Origin of the sequence: Ligilactobacillus acidipiscis, assembly GCF_900116935.1 — a bacterium.
Lineage (GTDB): Bacteria > Bacillota > Bacilli > Lactobacillales > Lactobacillaceae > Ligilactobacillus > Ligilactobacillus acidipiscis.
This window is the reverse complement of record NZ_LT630287.1, coordinates 691,547-712,925: the sequence shown is the minus strand read 5'-3', so window position 1 is coordinate 712,925 and position 21,379 is coordinate 691,547. Positions and strand designations below refer to the sequence as shown.

16 protein-coding genes and 3 pseudogenes are annotated in these 21,379 nt (G+C 40.1%); 2 read left to right on the top strand and 17 right to left on the bottom strand.

The annotated features are described in order from the left end of the window. Window positions 1-68: 68 nt before the first annotated feature. From BQ5903_RS03170 to BQ5903_RS03115, 11 genes and pseudogenes are all read right to left on the bottom strand, one after another. Window positions 69-728, bottom strand: a complete 660-nt coding sequence (locus tag BQ5903_RS03170) for a DUF4352 domain-containing protein (protein WP_231920912.1) — start codon at window positions 726-728, stop codon at window positions 69-71. 157 nt (window positions 729-885) lie between these two features. Beyond that, window positions 886-1,815, bottom strand: coding sequence for a DUF7916 family protein (locus BQ5903_RS03165; RefSeq protein ID WP_079578822.1), 930 nt, complete (start codon window positions 1,813-1,815; stop codon window positions 886-888). Window positions 1,816-1,832: 17 nt separating this feature from the next. After that, window positions 1,833-3,179, bottom strand: a pseudogene (locus BQ5903_RS03160) (PTS sugar transporter subunit IIC). Window positions 3,180-3,419: 240 nt separating this feature from the next. Continuing rightward, window positions 3,420-3,824, bottom strand: coding sequence for a hypothetical protein (locus BQ5903_RS03155; RefSeq protein ID WP_010499146.1), 405 nt, complete (start codon window positions 3,822-3,824; stop codon window positions 3,420-3,422). A gap of 400 nt (window positions 3,825-4,224) precedes the next feature. After that, window positions 4,225-5,160: pseudogene (locus BQ5903_RS12210) on the bottom strand (aldose epimerase family protein). Then, window positions 5,126-6,022 (bottom strand): IS982 family transposase, encoded by an 897-nt coding sequence (locus BQ5903_RS03140; protein ID WP_079578818.1) that lies wholly within the window; start codon window positions 6,020-6,022, stop codon window positions 5,126-5,128. Before BQ5903_RS03140 ends, BQ5903_RS12210 begins: the two are co-directional and overlap by 35 nt. Before the next feature lie 129 nt (window positions 6,023-6,151). Continuing rightward, window positions 6,152-7,030, bottom strand: coding sequence for an IS982 family transposase (locus BQ5903_RS03135; protein WP_079578816.1), 879 nt, complete (start codon window positions 7,028-7,030; stop codon window positions 6,152-6,154). 73 nt (window positions 7,031-7,103) lie between these two features. Next, window positions 7,104-7,391: a hypothetical protein gene (locus BQ5903_RS03130; RefSeq protein ID WP_079578814.1), complete on the bottom strand. Its 288-nt coding sequence runs from the start codon at window positions 7,389-7,391 to the stop codon at window positions 7,104-7,106. A 182-nt stretch (window positions 7,392-7,573) separates the two neighbouring features. Next, a complete protein-coding gene (locus tag BQ5903_RS03125; RefSeq protein ID WP_010499958.1) occupies window positions 7,574-8,953 on the bottom strand; it encodes an IS4 family transposase in 1,380 nt (459 codons plus the stop codon). A 189-nt stretch (window positions 8,954-9,142) separates the two neighbouring features. Next, a complete protein-coding gene (gene deoC, locus BQ5903_RS03120; protein ID WP_010499134.1) occupies window positions 9,143-9,946 on the bottom strand; it encodes a deoxyribose-phosphate aldolase in 804 nt (267 codons plus the stop codon). A gap of 141 nt (window positions 9,947-10,087) precedes the next feature. Continuing rightward, window positions 10,088-10,951 (bottom strand): glycosyltransferase family 8 protein, encoded by an 864-nt coding sequence (locus BQ5903_RS03115; RefSeq protein WP_010499133.1) that lies wholly within the window; start codon window positions 10,949-10,951, stop codon window positions 10,088-10,090. Window positions 10,952-11,318: 367 nt separating this feature from the next. Here BQ5903_RS03115 and BQ5903_RS03110 point away from each other — a divergent pair, with 367 nt between their 5' ends. Next, the gene (locus BQ5903_RS03110) at window positions 11,319-11,474 is read left to right on the top strand and encodes a hypothetical protein (protein ID WP_154022008.1); all 156 of its coding nucleotides are present in this window, start codon (window positions 11,319-11,321) and stop codon (window positions 11,472-11,474) included. A gap of 71 nt (window positions 11,475-11,545) precedes the next feature. On the opposite strand, the gene BQ5903_RS03105 is transcribed toward BQ5903_RS03110, so the two are convergent. From BQ5903_RS03105 to BQ5903_RS12430, 3 genes and pseudogenes are all read right to left on the bottom strand, one after another. After that, window positions 11,546-12,988 (bottom strand): ABC transporter permease subunit, encoded by a 1,443-nt coding sequence (locus BQ5903_RS03105; protein ID WP_079578812.1) that lies wholly within the window; start codon window positions 12,986-12,988, stop codon window positions 11,546-11,548. Then, window positions 12,989-13,882 (bottom strand): ABC transporter ATP-binding protein, encoded by an 894-nt coding sequence (locus BQ5903_RS03100; RefSeq protein WP_079578810.1) that lies wholly within the window; start codon window positions 13,880-13,882, stop codon window positions 12,989-12,991. It lies immediately after the preceding gene. Beyond that, window positions 13,869-14,807, bottom strand: a pseudogene (locus BQ5903_RS12430) (ABC transporter ATP-binding protein). Before BQ5903_RS12430 ends, BQ5903_RS03100 begins: the two are co-directional and overlap by 14 nt. A gap of 257 nt (window positions 14,808-15,064) precedes the next feature. Between BQ5903_RS12430 and BQ5903_RS03090 the strand changes: the two are divergent. Beyond that, the gene (locus BQ5903_RS03090; protein WP_079578808.1) at window positions 15,065-15,577 is read left to right on the top strand and encodes a TetR/AcrR family transcriptional regulator; all 513 of its coding nucleotides are present in this window, start codon (window positions 15,065-15,067) and stop codon (window positions 15,575-15,577) included. 353 nt (window positions 15,578-15,930) lie between these two features. Here BQ5903_RS03090 and BQ5903_RS03085 read toward each other — a convergent pair whose 3' ends face one another. The 3 genes from BQ5903_RS03085 to BQ5903_RS03075 all read right to left on the bottom strand — a co-directional run bounded on the left by BQ5903_RS03085 (window position 15,931) and on the right by BQ5903_RS03075 (window position 21,241). Then, a complete protein-coding gene (locus tag BQ5903_RS03085) occupies window positions 15,931-16,959 on the bottom strand; it encodes an IS30 family transposase (protein ID WP_079578752.1) in 1,029 nt (342 codons plus the stop codon). Between the two features lie 676 nt (window positions 16,960-17,635). Next, entirely contained in the window at window positions 17,636-19,867 is a 2,232-nt protein-coding gene (locus BQ5903_RS03080) for an AAA family ATPase (protein ID WP_010499128.1), read from the bottom strand. 318 nt (window positions 19,868-20,185) lie between these two features. After that, a complete protein-coding gene (locus BQ5903_RS03075; RefSeq protein WP_056972017.1) occupies window positions 20,186-21,241 on the bottom strand; it encodes a MupG family TIM beta-alpha barrel fold protein in 1,056 nt (351 codons plus the stop codon). Window positions 21,242-21,379 lie beyond the last annotated feature (138 nt).

Here is a 21,379-nt window from a genome sequence, read left to right as displayed (position 1 = left end):
GTTACTCCTTGTGCAAATTTTTCCGACATAAATCATTGCTCTTTAGGGAAAACAATTTTACCTTTTTGTTATTTTAAATCTAACGTCAAGTCATAATCTTGATAGGCAGCATCATCTTCATAATTATCAGTATCATAATCAGCAGTGAATTTTAATCTAATACTGGTCAGGTCTGTCACATTATTTAACTCTTTGACTGGAAAAGAGATCCAACCGTCTTTTGTTGCATCTTTGGCGATCTCTCCATCCCAACTTTCATTACCTGTTGCTTCTTGTTGTTGACCATCATTATAGATTGCTGTCCCCTGTGTCGGGTAGAAGTTGATGTCGCGAGTTGGCGTCACTGACATGTGCAAGCGCACAAAACCATTAACATCAAACGTGCCATCGTTAGCAGAATCATATTCTTGTGCGGCAACTTGATCGATCTCGACCTTGTCGATAACGACTTTAGTATCGACCCAACTCTCATCCGTAAAATCAGCTGTGTAATCTTTTTGATCCTTCAACTGATAATCGTCATAGTTGATTTCAAGTTGTTTGCTATTTGCAGAACTTTTTTTGTGTTTGCTTTGGGCTTTTTTATCAGTCCCCTTTTCCTGAGCGGTTGTTTTGTGACCTGAAACTTGCTGTGTTTTGGGACTGCTGTTTGACGAACTTTCCTTTTGTTCCGAGCCGCATGCCGCTAACAAACTACTGCTTAATAAAAACACGGTTGTTATTGTCACGAATTTTCTCATAGCTTTTACCCCATTTATCAATATTTTTTAGACTTTTTTAGTCCTTATAAATAGATACGCAAAAAAAGCTAATATTGATTTTTTAAGAGTAAAAAATAACAGGCCACTTTTGACCTGCCATTTATTTGAAATTTGTTCAACAAAACTATCTATTGATAGAACGTGCCATTCTTTGAATCGTATGCCGTTCGCCTCGGAGCGCCTTACTTAAAGGATAGATATTTTCAAATGGGGATTGAATGCCCCACGCAGCATCACCAATGTGTTGCATGTCCACTCCACAAATTTTATTTCTAATAGCAATATTTTCGATGTAACTTGGACCAGAACCCTCCTGACTAGTACCGATCGTACTCATTACCAACGCTCCTGCTTGGTGAGCAAGTTCAACGATCTGTGTCAGTTGCTTGTCGTTAAAGCCCGGCACCGTTCCAACTGCCGGTACTAAGATCACATCGGCACCAGCTTGAAGGAAATCTTGAACTGAGCCAACACTAACTACTGCTTCTTCAACGCCTGCTCCGTGCATCTTTCCAGCAATCACCAAACTATTAAAATTGTTTTTGGCAATTTGAATATTTGCCGCAATTTGCTTGTTTGTGACCCCAGTACCAGGATTACCAGTCAAAACAATAAAATTAAAGCCTAATTTTTCAGCTTCTCTCAAGGTTGCTGCACTAGCTTGCCGACCTACTGAAATCTCTAATCGTTCCTCAGCCATTGCTGCTTGCGGATCGACCGGTTCTAAATTGACGCCCAGCGGTCTGCCAACCAAATTCCGCAAACGATGAATAACCTGCCCATCATGTCGCACTTTTGCCTGCTCCAAAGTATTTTCTCCAGGATAAAGCCCCAAAACGATTGGATCAAAAACGTCGAAAGCATTCAACAAGATCAAATCGGCACCAAATGCCGCTGCCAATTCAGAAGTAGTTAAACCATCAAAGGCCTCATGGACTACCACGTTCTCGCTAACGATCACGCGCCCTTCGCTGGCCTTAATACTTTGTTTAAGTTCTGAGCCAGTCATTGCTAGGACTTCACTGGAATTTGCACTAAGCAATCTTTTGACCATTATTTTCTTCCTTTCTACTACTCATTTTCTTCGTTCAATTGTCCCTGCTCTTCTAGAACATACTGCCTATTCAGCGTCAAGACAAATGGAAAGTATACTAAAACATCTAAAATAATGTTGATGATCTGCAAGATGGAACCATTCAAGCTGATTGTTGCTAGAAATCCAGAAATAACCGGCGGCATTGTCCAAGGAATAATGGCTCCTGTACATAAGGGCACCCATTCAAGACTCATGGCAGCATAGGTCGTGATCGCGTTGAGGATCGGTACGAGTACAAATGGGATCACAATATTCATGTTTAACACAACTGGTAAACCCAACATCGCTGGTTCATTGATATTGAACAATCCTGGTGTCAGCGTCAGCGGAGTCAAAGTTTTAATTTGTTTGCTGGAACGATGCATTATTACTAAGATTCCCATCGATAAGACCAGTCCTAAAGTGGCACCCCCACCACCCATGAAAACAAAATTATCCATAAAAGGCTGAGTAATAATATGACCATGATGAGCTAAGTCAAGATTACCAACTGCTGCTAACTACTTATTAGCGCCTGTGTTCATTAGCCAAATTGGTTGAATTATATTATTAACTACATTTGCACCATGGATCCCAACAAACCAAAAGAGACTGTTCAAAGCAACAGCGATAATTGTGCCAATCAATGTATCACCTAATAAGCCAAGTGGTTTAGACAATAATTTCATCATAATATCGTGTACGTTACCCCAACCAGTCCACGCAAACAAAGCATATACTATACCGAATGATCCAATAATGACCGCACCAGGGATCAACGCACTAAAACTATCTGAAACGGCAGGCGGAACAGTATCAGGCATTTTAATACGTATGTCACGGTTAATGAACCACTGGAAAATTTCACCTGTTATCAAGCCAATGATGATAGCGATAAACAATCCACTGCTGCCTAAGTATCCATAAGGCATACCTTCCAATGGAACTTTATCTCCACTCATAATGCTAGGGGTCACGATAAAGTACGAGGCGATCGCAATCACACCCGCAGACTTTCCATCCGTTTTAAATTGCTCCGCATAACTTGAAGCGATCCCAAAACAGCCTATAAGACCCATGATACCAAAAGACCCATTAGTTATTTTGGTAAAAATATCTGCCAGGGTCACTCCCTTTAGCGATATAGCGGCTAACCAGGCGGTCCACGATTTAATTGGAAAACTTCCTACTATCATAAAAACCGAACCAATAATAATCAGTGGCATGGCGATCGCTATCCCGTCACGAATAGCGATCAATGGCCGAAAACGGCTTAATTTAACTGCTAAAGGCAGTAAATGTTTCTCAACAAAGTTTGGTTCAGAGCTATTATTTCCTGACATAGAAATTCCTCTTTTCTCATAAAACAAGCTCTTGCTAAACAATATACTAAAAGAAATAGAAACTGCTTTTGAAATTGGTATATTTATTTACATACACCAATTTAATATGTAAGCTCATTCTTAGTAGCGTTCTCTTGCATACTGCAACCACCATCAATAAAACAATAACATTGTAATATTAGTTTGCAATTTGCCAACCAATAACAACAAGTTTTATTTCTTTAAAGAAATTGATCTACCTCAATTTTCGTTCCGGATATTACGCACCGAATCCAATAATACCATGACATTTCTTTTTGAATCTGTCTTTTGAACCACTATCTCATTGTCACGATACCCAGCAATAACACCACTTAACTCCCGTGGGACCTGATCACCATCAACTTCTTTCAGCTGCAATATGACTTTTTGCTTACTTTGCCATGCCTGCATCAAGTGTCTGGAAATTTCAACTTCGCTTTGTTTAGAACAACGTATTGGTCGCCGTTCTTCTTTCTCCTTGTTCAAAGCACTAGTATGGTCTGACAAAAAGAATCCTTGCCACTTCAACATTCCTCTGTCCTGATACTCATAGTCAAAGAAATGCTGTAGTTCTGCTTCATTAAAATCATCTGGATTATATTTTAACTGCTTTTTATATACCATACTTTTCACCTCACACCCATTATACGAACAAGTGTTCTGAATGTAAAATAATCTTTTCTTTGCTCCAACTCATGCTATAAACTATTTGCTGCAAAAAATTGACCAAGTCATGCATAGAATGATAACCGATCGTTAATGAAAATATGTGCTATTTATCCACTCACTTACCCGCACAAAATTAATATAGAACATTTCTGTATAGCGAGACTGTGATTGGCTAATACTTTGACTGGCCTTTAGCCAATTTGGTTGCAAATGCGTGCCATTCGTTCATCCACTCGTTTAAAATCGCAAAATCAAAACCGTCCTTTTCCTACTGCTATCCAGTTATCACTGTAAATAATCGAGTTATAGACAAAAATAAAATGTGGAGCTCGATATGACCTCCACATTTCATTTTTTAATAATCAATTTGGTAAGTGATCGTCTTAGTCGTTGTTTTACCAGCTTTCAACGAAACATCGCCAAAACTTGGGTGGTTAGCTGTATCTGGCAGCATTTGCGGTTCAAGGGCAATAGCACCGTACTTATGTCCCTTGCCTGATTCAAATGAGATTTTCTTATTAAATGATTGACCGCTAAAGACAACTAAACCATTGCGTTCTGACTGGAAAGTGACCGAACGGTTCGTCTTTGGATCCGATAACTTGGCGATTTGACCATTCTCGTCAGGTTCAACACTAAACATAGTATCAAAGCCGCCTTCTTTAGTCTTCTTCATTTTATCTAAGTGATCCTTTAACGGTTGTTGCTTGGAGAAGTCATACTTGCCAATGTTATTGATAAATTTACCAGTTGGGATCTTTTCTTTGTTCAGATCCAAACGTTGCGGTGCGTTGAGCGTTAAGACCTAGTTATTGATAGTTTTTTCCTGACCTAAATTAAAGTAAGCATGGATCGTTGGATCGAAAATAGTATCCTTATCAGTTTGTGCACTCATTAAAACTTGGACTTTATTATCGTCTGTGACCACATACCTGGTAGTAGCTTTAACGTTGCCTGGGAAACCTGTATATTTGGACTTAAATGTGTGATGTAAAGTAATTGCCGGGTTGCCTTTATATGCGCCTGCCTCGCCCTTCCAACGAACTGAGTTATATCCATTAGGACCACCATGTAAGGTATTCCCTTTTTCATTGGTTGGAACTGAATATGTCTTACCATCGATCTTGAATTTACCATTACGGATCCGATTGCCAATCGGCCCAAACTGTTGCCCGACATATAATGATTTGCCGTTCTTATCGTAATATTGCTTAGTGTGTTTAAAAGACATAATAATATTGCGCTTACGCGTGGTGCTAGTTCGTAATAATTCTATTTTCTGTAAAATCAAAAAAGCCTAAATTATAAATAAAGACGGTCAATTCGATTTTTAACCAAAAGCCTACCACTGACCGCGTGAGGTTTTTTTCGATCCCATAATCTTCAACTAGGATCGAGAAACGGGATTCGATCGTGCGCCGGAGATCTTTCAAAGCCGGAACATTGTGCTGTTTGGCTCCTTTCATGTTTGAACGGTAAGGTGTCCAGAGCTCATAACCTAGCTCGCCAAAATCTTCTTGTAAGGGCTGTCCCACATAACCGACATCCGCTAAAACAAAGGGACACGGACAGCCTGCGATCAAAGTTGACGCCGCTTGGGTGTCATGTTTAGAGGCCTCGGTGACAGTGTAATTTAAGATATAACCGCTGAGCGAGGTCTCAAAATGAGTCTTAAACCCGTAAAAATACATGTCTTTGGTCGCATTGTAGCCTAGGTCAGCTATGCCGCGGAAAACCTTGGCCCGCTTATTTCTAACTTTTTGGCATAAAGGGTTAGGCAAACTATCAATGATCGCAAACTGTCCTGTTTGCGCATAGTCGCGAGTCAACCCCTGCCGCATGGCCATGACCACTGGGAGAAGACGTTGTGCTCGTCGGTTAAAACGGGAGCGCTCAATGTTCAATTGATGTGGGATGAAGGTCTGTGCCCAGGCAAAGAATTTACGCTGGGAGTGCATCTGTGTAATGACCTGTAAACACAGTAAGGCTAAGATCTGCACATCAGAAACACGAGAATTAGTGGTGTTACGGCGTTGCGAAATATAGCGCGGGCAGTATTTTTGATAAAGCTCAGCACAAAGAACTTTAAGTTGAGCTAAATTGACTTGTAAATTATGTCGTTTTTGTTTAAACTTTAAGTGGTCCAATAAGATCAGGTCTCCTTTGTTTAAGTCACTTAAGAGTCTAACCTTGTTGGGCTTTTTTTGTAAAATTTTGTACTAAATAGTTGAATGTTACGAACTAGCACCACGCGTAAAGTTAATATTTTTGCACGCGTGGTGCTAGTTCGTCATAAAATCAAAAAAGCCTAAATTGTATACCAATATCGTCAATTCAATCTTTAATTGAAAACCAAATAGACTACGGGTGAGATTGGTTTCAATCCCAAATTGCTGGGCTAAAATTGAAAAGCGTGACTCTATTGTCCGCCGTAACGCCTTGAGTTGACGTTTATTATGCTGTTTAGCACCTTTCATATTAGAACGATAAGGCGTCCATAAGTTATAGCCTAGGGCTCTAAAACTGGTCTTGAGTTTTTTCCCAACATAACCAACATCGGCCAAAATATTGGGACAAGGACAACCGCTAATTAGCCCAGGCGCTACCTTAGCATCATGAACTGAGGCTGCCGTGATCACATAATTCAGAATATAGCCATTAGCCGTGACGACCATGTGGGTTTTAAACCCATAAAATGGCATTTTCTTGGTGGCATTATAGCCAATGTTGGCCTTCCCAGCAAAAATTCTAACTCTGAAATTACGAACTTTGGCACATAGTGGGTTGGGTAAACTGTCGATAATCGCTAGGTCGCCCGAATGAGCATAATCCTTAGTGATACCTGAGCGAATGGCATTGACTACTGCCAGTAATTGTTGCGCGCGGCGGTTGAAACGTGAACGTGATACCACCATTTGCCGCGGCATAAACGCTGCCATCAGATAATAGAAGCGGCGTTGCGATTGAATTCCCAGTGTGACTTGTAAGCACAGTAAAGCTAAAAGTTTAATATCAGTAATTTTAGTATGTTCAACGTTGCGCCGCTCAATGACGCTACGCGGACAATAACGCTGATAAAGCAATGAACATAACTGGTAAAAGTAATGGAAACTAACTTGTAATTCGTGACGATTTTGCTTAAACTTGAGGTGGTTCAACACAGTTATTACTCCTTTTAAGTTTTGTCACTTATGAGTCTAACTGGGTTGGACTTTTTTGTTAAATTTCTAAATGTTACAAACTAGCACCACACGTATTGCGCTTATCTTTTGGCCCTTTAGGAACGTAGATCCCGTGCAAAGTACCGCCCTGACTCAAAACTGAGACCTTGAGTCCATTCTTGTTTTGGATCGTATACTCGTAAACCTGATGTCCCTTGTAATTATCAAACTTATTGACCTGACCATTCTCAACATCATCGGCCGAAACACTGTTACACCCAGAGACCTGACCAGCTCCGATCACACCTAAGCAAAGCGCTGCACTAGCAACAGCTGCCTTGACCCAACTACCTTTTTTCATTACCATAACTCCCCTTTCTTTATGAACCTTACAACTTTCAGACTATAATCAAAAGCAAACGATTTCAAACAAAATCAATCAAGGAAATAGTTGTCTAAAATGTATTTATTAGTAACTAAAGGTTGAAAGTTAATTTTTAGTGCCTTTGCCTGTCAGCTCAAGCTATAAATGTCTTTAATTAGTCAACTGACCAGTTCGTTGCTGTGAAAGATTTCTTGCAGATCATTGGGTAAAGAATTGATAAATCGACTGCATAATCCCGTGATAAAAAAATCAGCGGTTTTTTCACAATGTTCTGCTAAAGCAAAAAGCAACTGTTTTACAGCTTGTAAAAGTGGGATGTCCGCGAGAAACTGATTGGCCGCATAGAAAATGCCGCCTAAGGTTTTCGGATCGTTCTCCTGTCGCTGGATCATAGCCAACAGATCGTAAGCTAAAAATGTCAGCGCCACATGGCCGCACAAGCCATCATAACTTTGCGTTTGGGTCTGGTCATACTGCAGGTATTGTTTTAAAGTCTTGAAACCACACTCGATCTGCCATCTCCGGGCATATAATTGAATGACCGCTTCCGGTGTCAGACTAAGTTTAGAAGTTGCCAAAGCAATGTAGTGTCCCTTGTCCGTGCGATTTTGGATAAAGACTATTTTTAAGCGCAGGTGGTCCTCGTTATCGGTCTCAACGACCGTACTGTAGAGATAGTTATCATGGATCCGATATTTTGAACCTTTAAAGCGTTGAAACAGCATTGGAACACTGTAACGGCGCCCGCGATATTTAAAATAAGTTTTTGAAGTGTTTTTTAACCGACCAACAGCAGCGAGACCTAATTCTTGAAATTGCTTGAAAGCTTTGGGATAGGCGTACCAACTGTCAAAGAGGACATAGCTGGCCTTGACCCCGGTTTTTAGAACTTGAGCTACTAATTCAACGGCGACTTCATTCATGTGCCGTTTAGCCTGAGCATAACGTTGGGCCGCTAAGGTCCGCTGATCAGTTGTTTGTGGTTCACGGCCGATCCGATTCTTAGCTTTGTCTGATGACATCAAAGCGAAATTCAGGGGCAGGAAAGTATTGCCGTCACTCCAACCGATCGTCAAGCCGCGAAAACCCTTGACATAGCGCGGCTGTCCTTGCGGTGCAGCATGATCATAAACATTCGCCAATAGTTCAGTCTTTTTTGAATGAGCTCGTTTGAATAAAGTGTCATCAATGATCAAGGCCGCTTTTCGGCGTAAGTCGATAAAAGGACTGAGTTCCGCGATCTGGTTCCGTCCGGCCAAGCTGACCAGCCGCTGCCAGTTGATATGGCGGTCATTTAAAAAGTTGCGGACCGTTTTCTTCGAAAAAGCAGTCGGAGTTGCGGATCGGTTCAAGGTCAAACGTTGGAACAAAGTCAGTAAGATCCAGCTGACAAGTTTGGTCAGTTTGATCCCACGGACACGATAGGCATTGGACTGACGTAATACCTGGGCGAAATCGATCACCTGCAAGAATTTGTGAAAACGTGCCATTAAAGTGGTTTTATTTTGAGTTGATTGTTGTATACTGGAAGTGGACATAAATTACTCTCCTTTATTAGTTTTTGACGACTCAATTATAGGACGCAGAGTAAATTGTGTCTATTTTATTAACAAAAACCCGTGATACAACAAGCAGCACAAGTATTCTTTAACTTTCAACCTTTAGTTAGTAATAAAAATAGCACTGCAAGTCAAGCCCACAGTGCGATTCAAACATTTATTAAAGTTTCATTCGTAAAGATCTGACCACAGATCGTACTCGCTTTCCGTCTCATGATTATCAGGAGTCCCGACATCAACTTTAGGTGTTTCTTTTCCATCGGCTCTTAATTCAAGAGAATTAATGTGGTCTTGTGCAAAACGTTTGCTTAAAGCATTAATAATTTTGACTCCAGAGCTCGTACCGATTCGATCAGCACCCGCTTCGATCATGGCCAAAAAGTCATCAGTATTTCGAATGCCGCCAGCGGCTTTAACTTTAACGCCATCGCCGACCGTTTCCTTCATCAGTTTGACATCTACGATTTTTGCACCGCCTGAGCCAAAACCAGTGGAAGTCTTGATAAAGTCTGGTTTGACATCTTTAGCGATCAAAGCTAATTTCTTGATCTCATCTTTAGTCAGATAACAATTTTCAAAAATCACCTTACACAAAACACCCTGGTCATGACATAACTGGACGATCGTTTGCATTTCATTTTTTACATAATCAAAATCGCCATTTTTAACGGCTGTCAGATTAACGACATAGTCGATCTCATCGGCTCCCTTTTCGATTGCATCATGCACTTCAAACGTTTTAGCACGTAAAGTTGTCTGTCCTAATGGAAAACTGATCGCCGCCCCAGTATGGACCTCGCTGCCCTTCAATAATTTAGCACAAGACGCGGTCTGTGTCTGATTGATCGCGACCATCTTAAAATGATATTGTTGAGCCTCGTTACATAACTTGACCATATCACCAAAAGAAACATCTGCATATAAATTAGTGTGATCGATCATTTGGCTAAAATCAGCTAACTTATATTTCATTAAAAACTGCCTCCTCTTTAGCAAAGTTCTGCTTTCATCCCAATGATACCCTATTTATTTTCAAATGACAGCATTTTCACACAGAAAATCTGTCACTTTAAAATATTTTTCCTAGTTTAAAGTGACAGACTTTTGCGTGAATTATTTATTTTCATTTTGCAAAGTTTCTGCGTGTTCACGCAGACGTTGTGTAGAGATCAACTTATAGCGGTAAAATTCGTCCCGCCACGGATGGACCCATTTGCCAACATGAACCCAGGGCTTGCTCCAACCGGAAAAATGAATCAATAATGGATCTCGTCGAGCCTCAACAGCCAGTTTTTCTGCTTCAGGATCTGGATTGACAAAATCATGGCGAGCCAATTTAGACTGAACATTATATTTCGGATGTAAAATTTTCCACTTTCCAACCAAGACAGCGTTTAATGCGTCCTGGTCTTGGTATATCAAATTATCTGGATGGTCGGCAATATATTGGCGGACCTTTGCAGTAATGTTTTCTTGCCGCCACTTTTTGGTATCAAATAATAACAACCCGCCATTAAAATAAACATTCTTTGTATGAGGAACATTCATCTCCTCTAACCTGTCAACGTAACCTTGATCTTCTACAGCACCGATCACATTTCCATCAAGAGCCTCATTCCAAAGATCTACAATACTTCCTTTACAAATCATGTCACTGTCCAAATACAAGATACGATCACAATCGACTAACTCCGGAAGTTCCAAGCGATAATAAGTATTCTCTTTGATCGCAGAGTCAGGTGAATCGGTATTAGCTTGCTTGTAGTAGTTAAAATCTCCCTCTAAAAATGTAATCTCTTTGCAGTTTCCATAAATATCCTTGAGCTGGCTCAAATATTTACGATCTGCCTTACTTAACTTATCATCGATAATATAGAAATGAAACGGTTCATCCAGATTATGTTCCAAGATCGAAACATAAAACGTTAGTAAATTATCGGCAAAGTCACTATCAGTTGTTGACGCAATGTTGATCATATACTATACTTCCTTCCTTAAGTGAAACTGCCAAGTTATTATGATCTATTAGTTATCTAAAATAGTTTTCAAACTGAATGGTAGCACAATTAGTACTTAAAAAAAATGGAGGACCCTTGAGTTCATGACTAAAATGGTGTAAAACACCAACTAAGGAATAGTAATTAAGCATAAATATTTTAGGTTACCTTATAAGTGCCTAAGAAAAATTCTCTCTTTTTTCTTACGCAAGCTACACGTAACGGAAAGCCGAATCTATCCACTTTCTCACTACAATGTTCAAAAAAATTATAACGTGAAAGTTTATTGGTACTCACCTTTCCTGAGTATGTTCTGCTCTGTTTTTAAATTTTAGGAGGCACACTTTATGGCAAAAGAAAAAGAACGTGAACAATCGATCCATGTGAACACATCGCAAGAAACCCGCAAATTATTACTGAATCTTTCGCGTCGTTTAGATCTCTCACAGGCAGAAACTATTGAAAGAGCCCTCGAATTATTAGACCAAAATAATCCACAATAGAAAAAAGTAGTGCTGAGTTTTCAAACATTCTCTGCACTACTTTTTTATTAGGATTCTAAATTTTTTATGAATTACAATGGGAGATCCTTCTTGTAGAAGATCACCGCAGACATTCCATACAAGACTGCAGCGATCCCGCCTAAAATCAGCAGTGGGATCCCAAAATCTCCGTTGCTTAAGATCTCGTCTGTTTTGTAAAGAGTAGTCAACGAGAAGTATTTCAAGTTCTCTAAACTATCGCTTTGTTGAATGACCATACTGATCAAGAAGAATGCAAATGGTAAACCAGCGCCCAAGACCATCGCCTGGTTAGAACGGTTGAAAAGCGTACTTGCAAAAAATGAAATACTGCCCATTCCTAAAATCAATAAGCAAGCCCCAACGTTCAACCAAACAAAGGTACTAATGTCAAATTCCAAAGATTTGTCTGACTTCAAGGCAGCGTTAACTTCGGAACTGTCAATCAAGGCTTTTAACTGGCCTTCAGGAACCTTAGTTGCTTTAGAAGCAGCCTTGATCGCCTTATCGTCTTTTAGCAAACTCATATTACCTTTAATATTGCTTTCAGAAGTATGAATAGCCTTAGCACCAGCAGTTGTAGCCGTCGACAAAATCACGGTTGGATCAGCCGCAAGCTTGCTGAGTGCCTCTTTTTGTTGGTTATTTTTACTATTTTTGATCTGATCATTGACTGAATTACGATAACCATTGACACTTTGACCAGTGACCTTAGCTCCAGCTTCTAACGCATCATTATCCTTCATCATCAATTGCGGTTTTTTAGCTAATTCCTGCTCAGTGATCTCGATCTCGTCTTTATCCTTATCAGAATCCGAATATTTATCTTGACGGTTATCAGTTAACTTAGTGGCAGCAGCCTTATAACTATCACGTAAGATCGCCTGATCCAAGTATTCACCATAAGCGGTTTTATCCATTTTACGAGCTTCAGCGCCAGCTTGCATTGCATACTTATCATCTTTGATCATGTACAAATGTTTGCGTACATAGCTGGGTTTGCGATCCATCGCATCGGCCGCCGCTTCAACGTCTTCGGTCATTGGCGAACCTGAAACATTATGATGGGCTAATTCAGAAACTCCAAGTCCGACACCAGTCAAAATACCAAACATCAAAACGATCGAGCCGATCATATATGCCATTTTGGTAAAGATCACGGTACTGCGTCTAATAGGTGTCGACAACGTATAAGCCATCGAACCGCTATCGACCTCATTAACTACCAAATTATTAGCTGAAAAAATAATATAAACTAATCCCAGCATGATAGCGATCATTTTATAAAAAGTTTCCAGTGTTCCCAAAATAGTGCCAAATCCAGAAAGAACACTACCAAATGCTGTCCCTTCAGCTGCAGACGACAAAGCACCAAAATCAGCCGGATCGAAACGAATGATAAAGTTGCTGAACAAAGCGCTGGCGACTAGTGTGATCACGAGCCACAATGCCCCATTTGAACGGACACTTTGTTTAAAAATCGGTTTACTGAACATCTATGCTTCCTCCTTGAATGTTTGATTGAAATAATCTTCAAACGTTTGCTTGATTTCTTTAAAAAACAAAACGTCATACTGCAAAAGATCATTCATGAGCTCGTTAATATCCTTATCATTGATCTCAACAGTTACCTGCAAGTCATCTGGTTGAATGTTAATACAGTGATAAGACAATTCAGAGAAACGTTTAAAACTAACATCATTCTTAAACTCTAATTTAAACCGCTTATTTTTGTTATAACGAATATCATCCATCGAAACGATGTCAACGATCTTACCATTTTTGATCAGTGCTACTCGATCACAAGTTTCTTCCATTTCTTTGAAAATATGACTAGACATAAAAATCGTCTTACCCATTTTCTTTTGTTCTGCCAGTAATTCAATAAAGTTGTCTCGCATCAAAGGGTCAAGACCAGTTGTCGGTTCATCCATGATCAAAATATCAGATTCAGCCGAAAATGCAGCCGCGATCGCTGTTTTCTGTTTCATACCCTTACTCATACTTTTAATGTTGGCAGTCGCATCCAACTGTAACTTATCGCAGATCTTCTTACAGTGCTCCCAGTTACCTCGCCCGATCATTTCCATCTGTCGTTTCAAGAATACTTCACCGCTGTCATTACCCGGAAAGTTGATCTCACCTGGGATATAGGCAACTTTTTGTTTAACTTGAGCACTCTTTTTAGTACAGTCAAGGCCGTTGATCGTGGCATGGCCGCTATCAGGCTTGATAAAGCCCATTAAATTACGGATCGTCGTTGTTTTACCGGCGCCATTGATCCCTGCAAAGCCGAAAACTTCACCTTGATCGACTGAAAGAGAAATGTCAAAGATTCCACGGTCCTGTCCATAATCTTTCGTTAAATTGTTGATCTCAATACATGCCATGAACTAATTTCTCCTTCCCCTCTTCTACACTGCGATTGCGATCGTAGAAGTTCATGAAGTAATCTTCAAGAGTAAACTTGACCTCAGAAATAAAGTTCAAATGGTATTGACTCAATTCCGTGAAAAATTCATGAATGTTCTCGTCTTGAATATGCAATTTCACTTGATCTTGCGCAGGGCGTTTGACCGAAACATCCAAGACCGTATTTTTCACAAAACGCTCATAAGTTTCGTGGTCAGAAAATTCGATTTTAAAAGCCTTGTTCTTATTCTGTTTTAGATCATCCGCTACAATAGTCGAAACAACTTCCCCATCTTTAATGATAGCGATCCGGTCACAAGTAGCATCGACCTCACTAAAAATATGACTGGATAATAAGCTCGTTTTGCCGGCCTTCTTTTCAGCCAATACAAATTCAATAAAACGTTCCTGCATTAAAGGGTCCATCCCGCTGGTCGGTTCATCTAAAATCAAGATCTCCGGGTCATGCATAAAGGCAGTCACGACCGCTAGTTTACGCTTGGTCCCTAAACTCATTCGTTTGATCGGGCCAGATGGATCTAATTCGAATTTATCTAACAAGTAGTTTGTCTTGCTCATATCGGTAATTTGCCGTTCTTTAGCCATAAAGTCAATAAACTGTGTACCAGTCATTCCGGCTGGAAAAGCTAATTCACCCGGCAGATATCCCACAGTACGCTTGATAGCTGCTGCACTGGACCAGCTATCCTTGCCATCAACCGAGATCTGGCCTTATTGCGGTTTGGAAAAGCCCATAATATGTCGGATAGTCGTTGTTTTTCCCGCACCGTTCGGCCCTAAGAAGCCAAAAACTTCACCCTTGTTGACTGAAAAAGATACATCGAATATGCCGCGATGATGTCCATAGTCTTTGGTTAAATGATTGATCTCAATAACTGCCATCTTTTTCTCTCTTTGCCAAATTAAATTTACAAATGATAGTTTATTTACATTTGTTCATTTACAGATTATAATAACTCTAGTTAAAAATGCAACAAACACTTTTTGCAAAAACGCAACTTAACTATCAGAAAAGAAAATTTTGTGCAATAAAATTACATAAAGGAGTTAATTTCGATGGATGAATCACTCGACTTACGTGTTCAAAAAACTTATACTTCACTGATCCAAGCTTTTTTTGACATAGTTCAAAAAAAACAGTGGATAAATTCACGGTCAATGAGCTTTGCAAAAGAGCACAAGTTAGACGGCCAACTTTTTACAAACACTTCAACGATAAATACGATTTTATTAAGTTTGTTATCCACACTATCCAAAAAGAGACTTTACAAGACATTGACAGCACAGCCGACACTAAGCAGCCACTAGACTATCTTCTAACCTGTTTTAAAAAAGTCATTGAGCTGCTCGAGAAATATCAACAAGTTTTACTTCACTTTAAGATAGATTCTCTGGATGAATTTCCCTTCGAGATCATCGACGACTATCTTGAAATGCAACTCGAAAAAAAGCTTACTTATTTTCTGGAGCAAAATCCTCAGTTGCCCCAAGATCCAGATTTCACGTGTCAAATCTTACTGGGGATGTATAGGCAAATCGCACTTTGGTGGATGAAAAACAAGAAAACAACCACTAAAGAAGAAGTAACTGCTAAAATGAAGCAATTTTTACTTTTACTCTTTCCCGCTAAAAATAACGTTGATCCTTTCTAGATAGAAAATTATAAAAATAGGATCTAGTTTGACCTGCAAATTAATTAGAGCCTATTCGTTGATTTTATTGATCTGCTGTTTGACCTATATTATGCATAGAACTAATTGCAAGTTAAACAAATATGATAAATAACCAATACGTTGTGTGTAATTCTATTTTGATAATTTTTAGTTGGCTCAAACTTCCTTATATTGATTATGGATGTAAGATCATACTCATTTCTTACTAAGCAAAATAATATCTGAAAAAAGTTCCCTGATTTTTTCAGAGAAATTTTTGGTATATTTATTTTTCCTCAATTGTCAAGTTAAGTGCAACACTAATGGCCTATTCTTATAATTGGTCTAGAAAGTTAAACCAGTTGTGGCATAACATCCGCTGGACAACTATAGCTTAAACAGCGGCGGGGACGGTGATTCAGCGTGTCTTGAACCAACTGCAGATCCACTAATGAGAGGTTTTTAAAGGAATGCCCCTTTGGGAAGAACTCTCTTAATTGACCATTCACATTCTCATTAGTGCCCCGTTCCCAGGGAGAATATGGATGGGCAAAGTAGATTTCCGTTCCTTGAACCTGATTTAAACTAGCGAATTCCGAGCCGTTGTCAAACGTGATAGTCCGAAAGTTTTCTGCACCGTAATCATCAATCGTATCTTGGAGGGCTTGCCGGCAAGTCTCTGCCCGGTAATCAGGCAATTTAACGATAATTTCCATCCGGCTAACTCGCTCGGTTAACGTCATTAAAGCTGGTTCGGACTCAACCCGTTTGGCTTTCACTAAGTCGCCTTCCCAATGGCCCAACTCCTGACGTTTCCGAACCACTGCGGGCCGGTCTTCAATGGACTGTCCAAGCCGTTTTTTATTCAGGCGGGCATGTCGGTGATTCGGGCGTTTAACGCGGCGACGTAGCTTCATGGGTAAATCATAGTTGTGAAGCTCCGGGAGCTTGCCAGCCTCGATGTACCGATAGACCGTAGCCGTTGATGGGCAGGGAAAGCCCGGGTAATGAGCTTTGAAATAGTGGACATACGTATCGACACTGAAAACTCGTGGCTTAGCTTTTAAAGCTTTCGGCAGGGACTTGAAGAACACGGCAGCCCGCTGCAGTAAACCTTTGGGGTGACACTTGGCCCGCTGTTCTCGATAGTAAGCCGCCCCGCGCTCGGCAAAGTAGCTCTGATATGACCGATGTTTCTGGGAATCAATCTGGGTGGTTAACCCGCGTTTTAATTCGCGAGAAATGGTGCTGGGACTCCGGTGAAGCCGGCTGGCGATCTGACGAACGCCAAATCCTAATCGAGTCAGGGACTCAATTTGACCGCGTTCAAAAGATTGGAGTTGTTGGTAATGCTTAGGCATGATATTCTTAGTTTGGGTCATGAAGACACCTATCCTTATCTGTTGATTTTGTCGTTAATAATAAGAATAGGCCTTCATGGCCTTTTAAGCTAGTCTAATTGGTCTAGTTATCAAGTGTTGCACTTCAATTTTAAATCGGGGTATATTTATTTTTTAGAAAGATTGCAATAGTTCTTACTGAAAAATTTGCCTGCTTTGCTTAGTATCAGCTATAAAAACGCTAACTCAACTAAGTAACCTTACAATGCACAACTTTGATCTACTTCCAGTCGAAACGAACTTCGATTGAGTCGAATATAACGCAAACTTCGGCCTACTTTGTATCACAAACGTAAATGTGAGACTTACTTCCACATACTTTGCGTCACAAACGAGAATGTAAGACCTACTTCGCCCTACTTTGCGTTACAAACGTAAATGTGAGACTTACTTCGATCTACTTTGTGTTACAAACGTAAATGTAAAGCTTACTTCCACATACTTTGCGTTACAAATATGACAGTTCATTGATTTTTTTAGAAAGCTACTTTTTAAAAGTCACTTTTACTTTGGTACAAAAAATACGAGCTTGTAATTTCATTTTCTCAATTACAAACTCGTTCATTTTTTGTACTATTTATAAATTTCCAGACAGTAGAGCTGAGAAAATTGTTAAGATCAACATAACAGTTGAACTGCTCGTACTGGGGCGTCTTTTTCAATACTGATACACATTGTTTTTTACCGTAGCCGGCTTGTCCAAGCTCTCCAACAACTGTTGCTCAGACATGTTGACAAAACTCAACTTGCCCTTCGAACGAGAAACGGCGGTATAGGCTAAACCGTAATTGCCTGTTTCAACGACATAGACTTTATCTGCCCCGCTCCCTTGAGCTTTATGGATCGTGATCGCATAAGCCAACAGGAGATCTTTTTTAGCTTTCCACAACGGCAACTCGTATTCATTCAGATCTGTTCGCACTTTGATCTGTCCTTTACTGTGGTTATTTGGTAAAGAAACAGCGGTCACCACGCCAAATTCACTATTAGTGTAATTTTTACCGGCCCAGCCGTTTTCATAAAAGACAACTTGAGCGCCGACAAAAAAACCGCCCCGTCCTTTATTATTTTCAATTTCAAATGGGATCACATTTTGTTTATCTTGTGCTAAAACCTTAAAGAAAGCCTGGTTGATCTGGGCAACATTATAATTACGAAAAGCCAAGATCATACACTCTGAAATATCGATATGTTCTTTTTTATAACGCAACATTTCTTTTAAAGACTCATGAAAATAACGCGGAGCATCACTATGCCCATCCCATTTTTTAGCCCGACATTGAGCAATAAATGCCCTCGTTCTAACGTCCTTGCAGCGAATGTTATCGCTAAAATAAAATGAATGACCCTGACTCTTCAACAATTCCATCACATTTCCTGAAACTGCCAAAGCTTCCGTATCATTTGTCACCGGTGGCAGTTGACGATCATCGCCCAAGAATAAATAACGAACGCCGTGTCCTAAAGTTTTCATGAGCTTGACCAAAATGTCTTGAGTGACCATCGAGATCTCATCAATAATAACCGTGTCAAAATCACCGTATTCTTTGTAGATCTCGCTATCGTCCATGCCATTATCGATATCAAAGCCTAATTTCTGGATGGTCTGCGCCTTAGTAAAACCATTTAAGATCAAATTGATCCGCGCTTTATGTGTCGGTGCCAGTGCCAAAACTTTGCTGGTATTAAAGATTTTACCCAGGGTATAGGTTTTACCACTCCCACCAACGCCTAATAACGCATCGACCCGCCGGTCTGACTTCTTCAACCAAGAAATAAATTTTTTCTGCTCCACAGTCGGTTTGAACTTGCCAAAGGTCGCTTTTAAATGATGCCGGTGACAGTGGTCTTCAGTCAACATTTCTACTAAGTACCGTTCGCCTTCACACTTCTCACGTAAATGGAGCGTGTTGTGACAATTGTCGGGGCAAATGTAACCAAAATCTCGTAACAAATCTAGATTGTGGATCAAACGTTTTTGTGACAAAGGCAGAGTTTCCCCCTGTGTTTTCAGCATGATCAAGTCATCGCAACTTTGCAGGTGTTCTTGCGCCTTTGCGTCCAGCAAATTATATTCTATTAACAGCCGTTCGATCTCTTCCTTGTCAAAAAGCGGCAACAACAAAAGTGAAAAAACGCGCGACTTTTCCCAACGCTGCTCAAAAAACGGGTCATCTTCCATCCAATCATTCAAGGCAGAACGATAACGCAATTCTGTTAAATTGGGGATGATGTCTTTGTAATAAGTCCGCAGATCAGTCAATGAAACTACATAATAACCGGGAAAATCAGCTGTTTTAGGAACAGTCACATCTAGTTCATGCCACTCTCCATCTTTAAATCCATGCAGCTTTTTAACTGTCATACCGTTAATAAAAAAGTATGAATGCCGATACTTATCACTATCAGTTTCAGCAATAGGAGTACCATTTTTGGCAAGTTTGATAAAACGGAACTGCATTTGCGCATAACCGCGTTCACGCAATTCTTGCCGCTTCTTCTCAGCCGCAGCTAATTGTTCTTCCAGCTTAGTCACAGCTTTTTTAACGCCAGCAAGTTTCTGGGCTGGCATGCCTGCTTGTTGAGCAGCTTCCATATATTCTTTAGCCTCATCTGGCTTCTTTTGTCCAATAGCGGTCCGTGCCAACAAGCGATAAGCCTGACTGTGATTGGTTTTCTTTTTCAAGTCTAAAAAAAGATGCAGATAACGGTCCGCATCTTCATATTGTTTCAGACGATAACAGGCTTTGCCCAAATAGTAGCTGACTGACTTATAATCATCTTTTTGGTGGTAGATCCGTGTCAATAAAGGACGCGCATCATCAGCCCGATGGTCTTTGATCATCTCAACGGCCGCTTGATATGTCTGTTCCATTTCCTCTTTTTTCACGAATGTTCCCTCCCAACAAAACAAGGTGGAGAAATGCGAATAGAAATCGAGCATTAACGGACTTCAACAATAAGGCGTGCTTTTAGCGACTTGTTGTTGAAGTCAGCTAAGCGCAAGTTTCTGCATTTCGCAACCTGACTACAAAAACAGAGCGTAGAAACCTGGGTAGAAGGTGAGCACTAGCCGGCTTTTTCGCCATATTGCGTTTTAGGCAATGTGGTGGAAAAGTTGGCTAAGCACAACCTTCTGGGTTTCGAAGCTCAATTGTAAATATCCTATAATAATATTACAAAGCAAAACGTTAGATAGCAAATTTATTTAAAAAACTAACTGAATAGCTTGGTTTGCTCCACAAGCCTCTAACAGATCCAAATCATTTTGAGAAATATACCCTAACACATTAACCGTGGGATCAGCAGGCAAATTACGTTTGATCAACTGCAACTCACCTTCATACCGTCGCGCGAGCTTATTATCTAAAGTAATGGCTCCTCGAACACGTTCCTTAATATTTGCTGGTTTGATAGTTTTCTCTTTTAAACTGCGCCCTTCTCGCAAACGAACTGCGTCTCTAGCAACATCAGGCCGTTGATGAAAAACAAGGTCACCAGCAGTCAAATATTCTGGAAGATCGATTTCAGTAGTGGCATGCAACAATAAAGTATTGAATCTAAAATAGGAATCAAACTGGGCTGCTGTTTCAACTTGCAAGTCTGCATCTCCAATATAGACCTTGTTTACGTTATTGTTCAGCAAGTTTAAAGCTGCTGCAAGAGGATGCTGATAGCGTCCACTTTCTAGGGTCGGTAAAGTTGCAAAAACAGGCCCACGCAAATCACTATCGCCAGGTGCAAAGGCTATAACCGTAAAGCCGTTTTTCTTCAACCAGGCATTCTGCTGGTTAAACCACTTTTCTTCTAAGCCTGTATTTTTACGCGGATAATAATTATGACAAGCTTCCAAATTATTAAAGTTAGCCTGACTGTCTTTCAATAATTCAATATCTTGTTTACTGATCGTACTAGCATTTAAAGCGATCCCCATTTGCTGAGATAATTTGGCCACTGACAGCATTAGGATACCATCATCAATGCGCAGCTGTGTTACGCCAATGTGAGTTAATTCGTTTACTTTGTCTAAACTGATACCTAAACGTTCTAAAGCTACTGTTGAAATATCCACAGTTAGCTCTAACCGCAAACCACGACACTCAGAGCCTAAGTCTGTCAAACGTTGCAATAAAACCGATGGATCATCCTCTGGCAGGTTCAAAGAAGTAAAAACACCCTCGAAACCAGATTTAGCCAAACGAGCTACTCTATTTTTTGTACAAGCTGTAATTGGTGCACTTAAGTACACGGAAAAACCAAACATAATATTCCCTCCATAATTTTCCCATTTTAACCGAAATAAATTGTATCTTTTATAAATAACCATTTCCCTGAATTATTCATACTTTTCCCTTAAGGACTACTTTTTGTTGTTGTCATGCTAGTTCGCATCTTTTTCGTT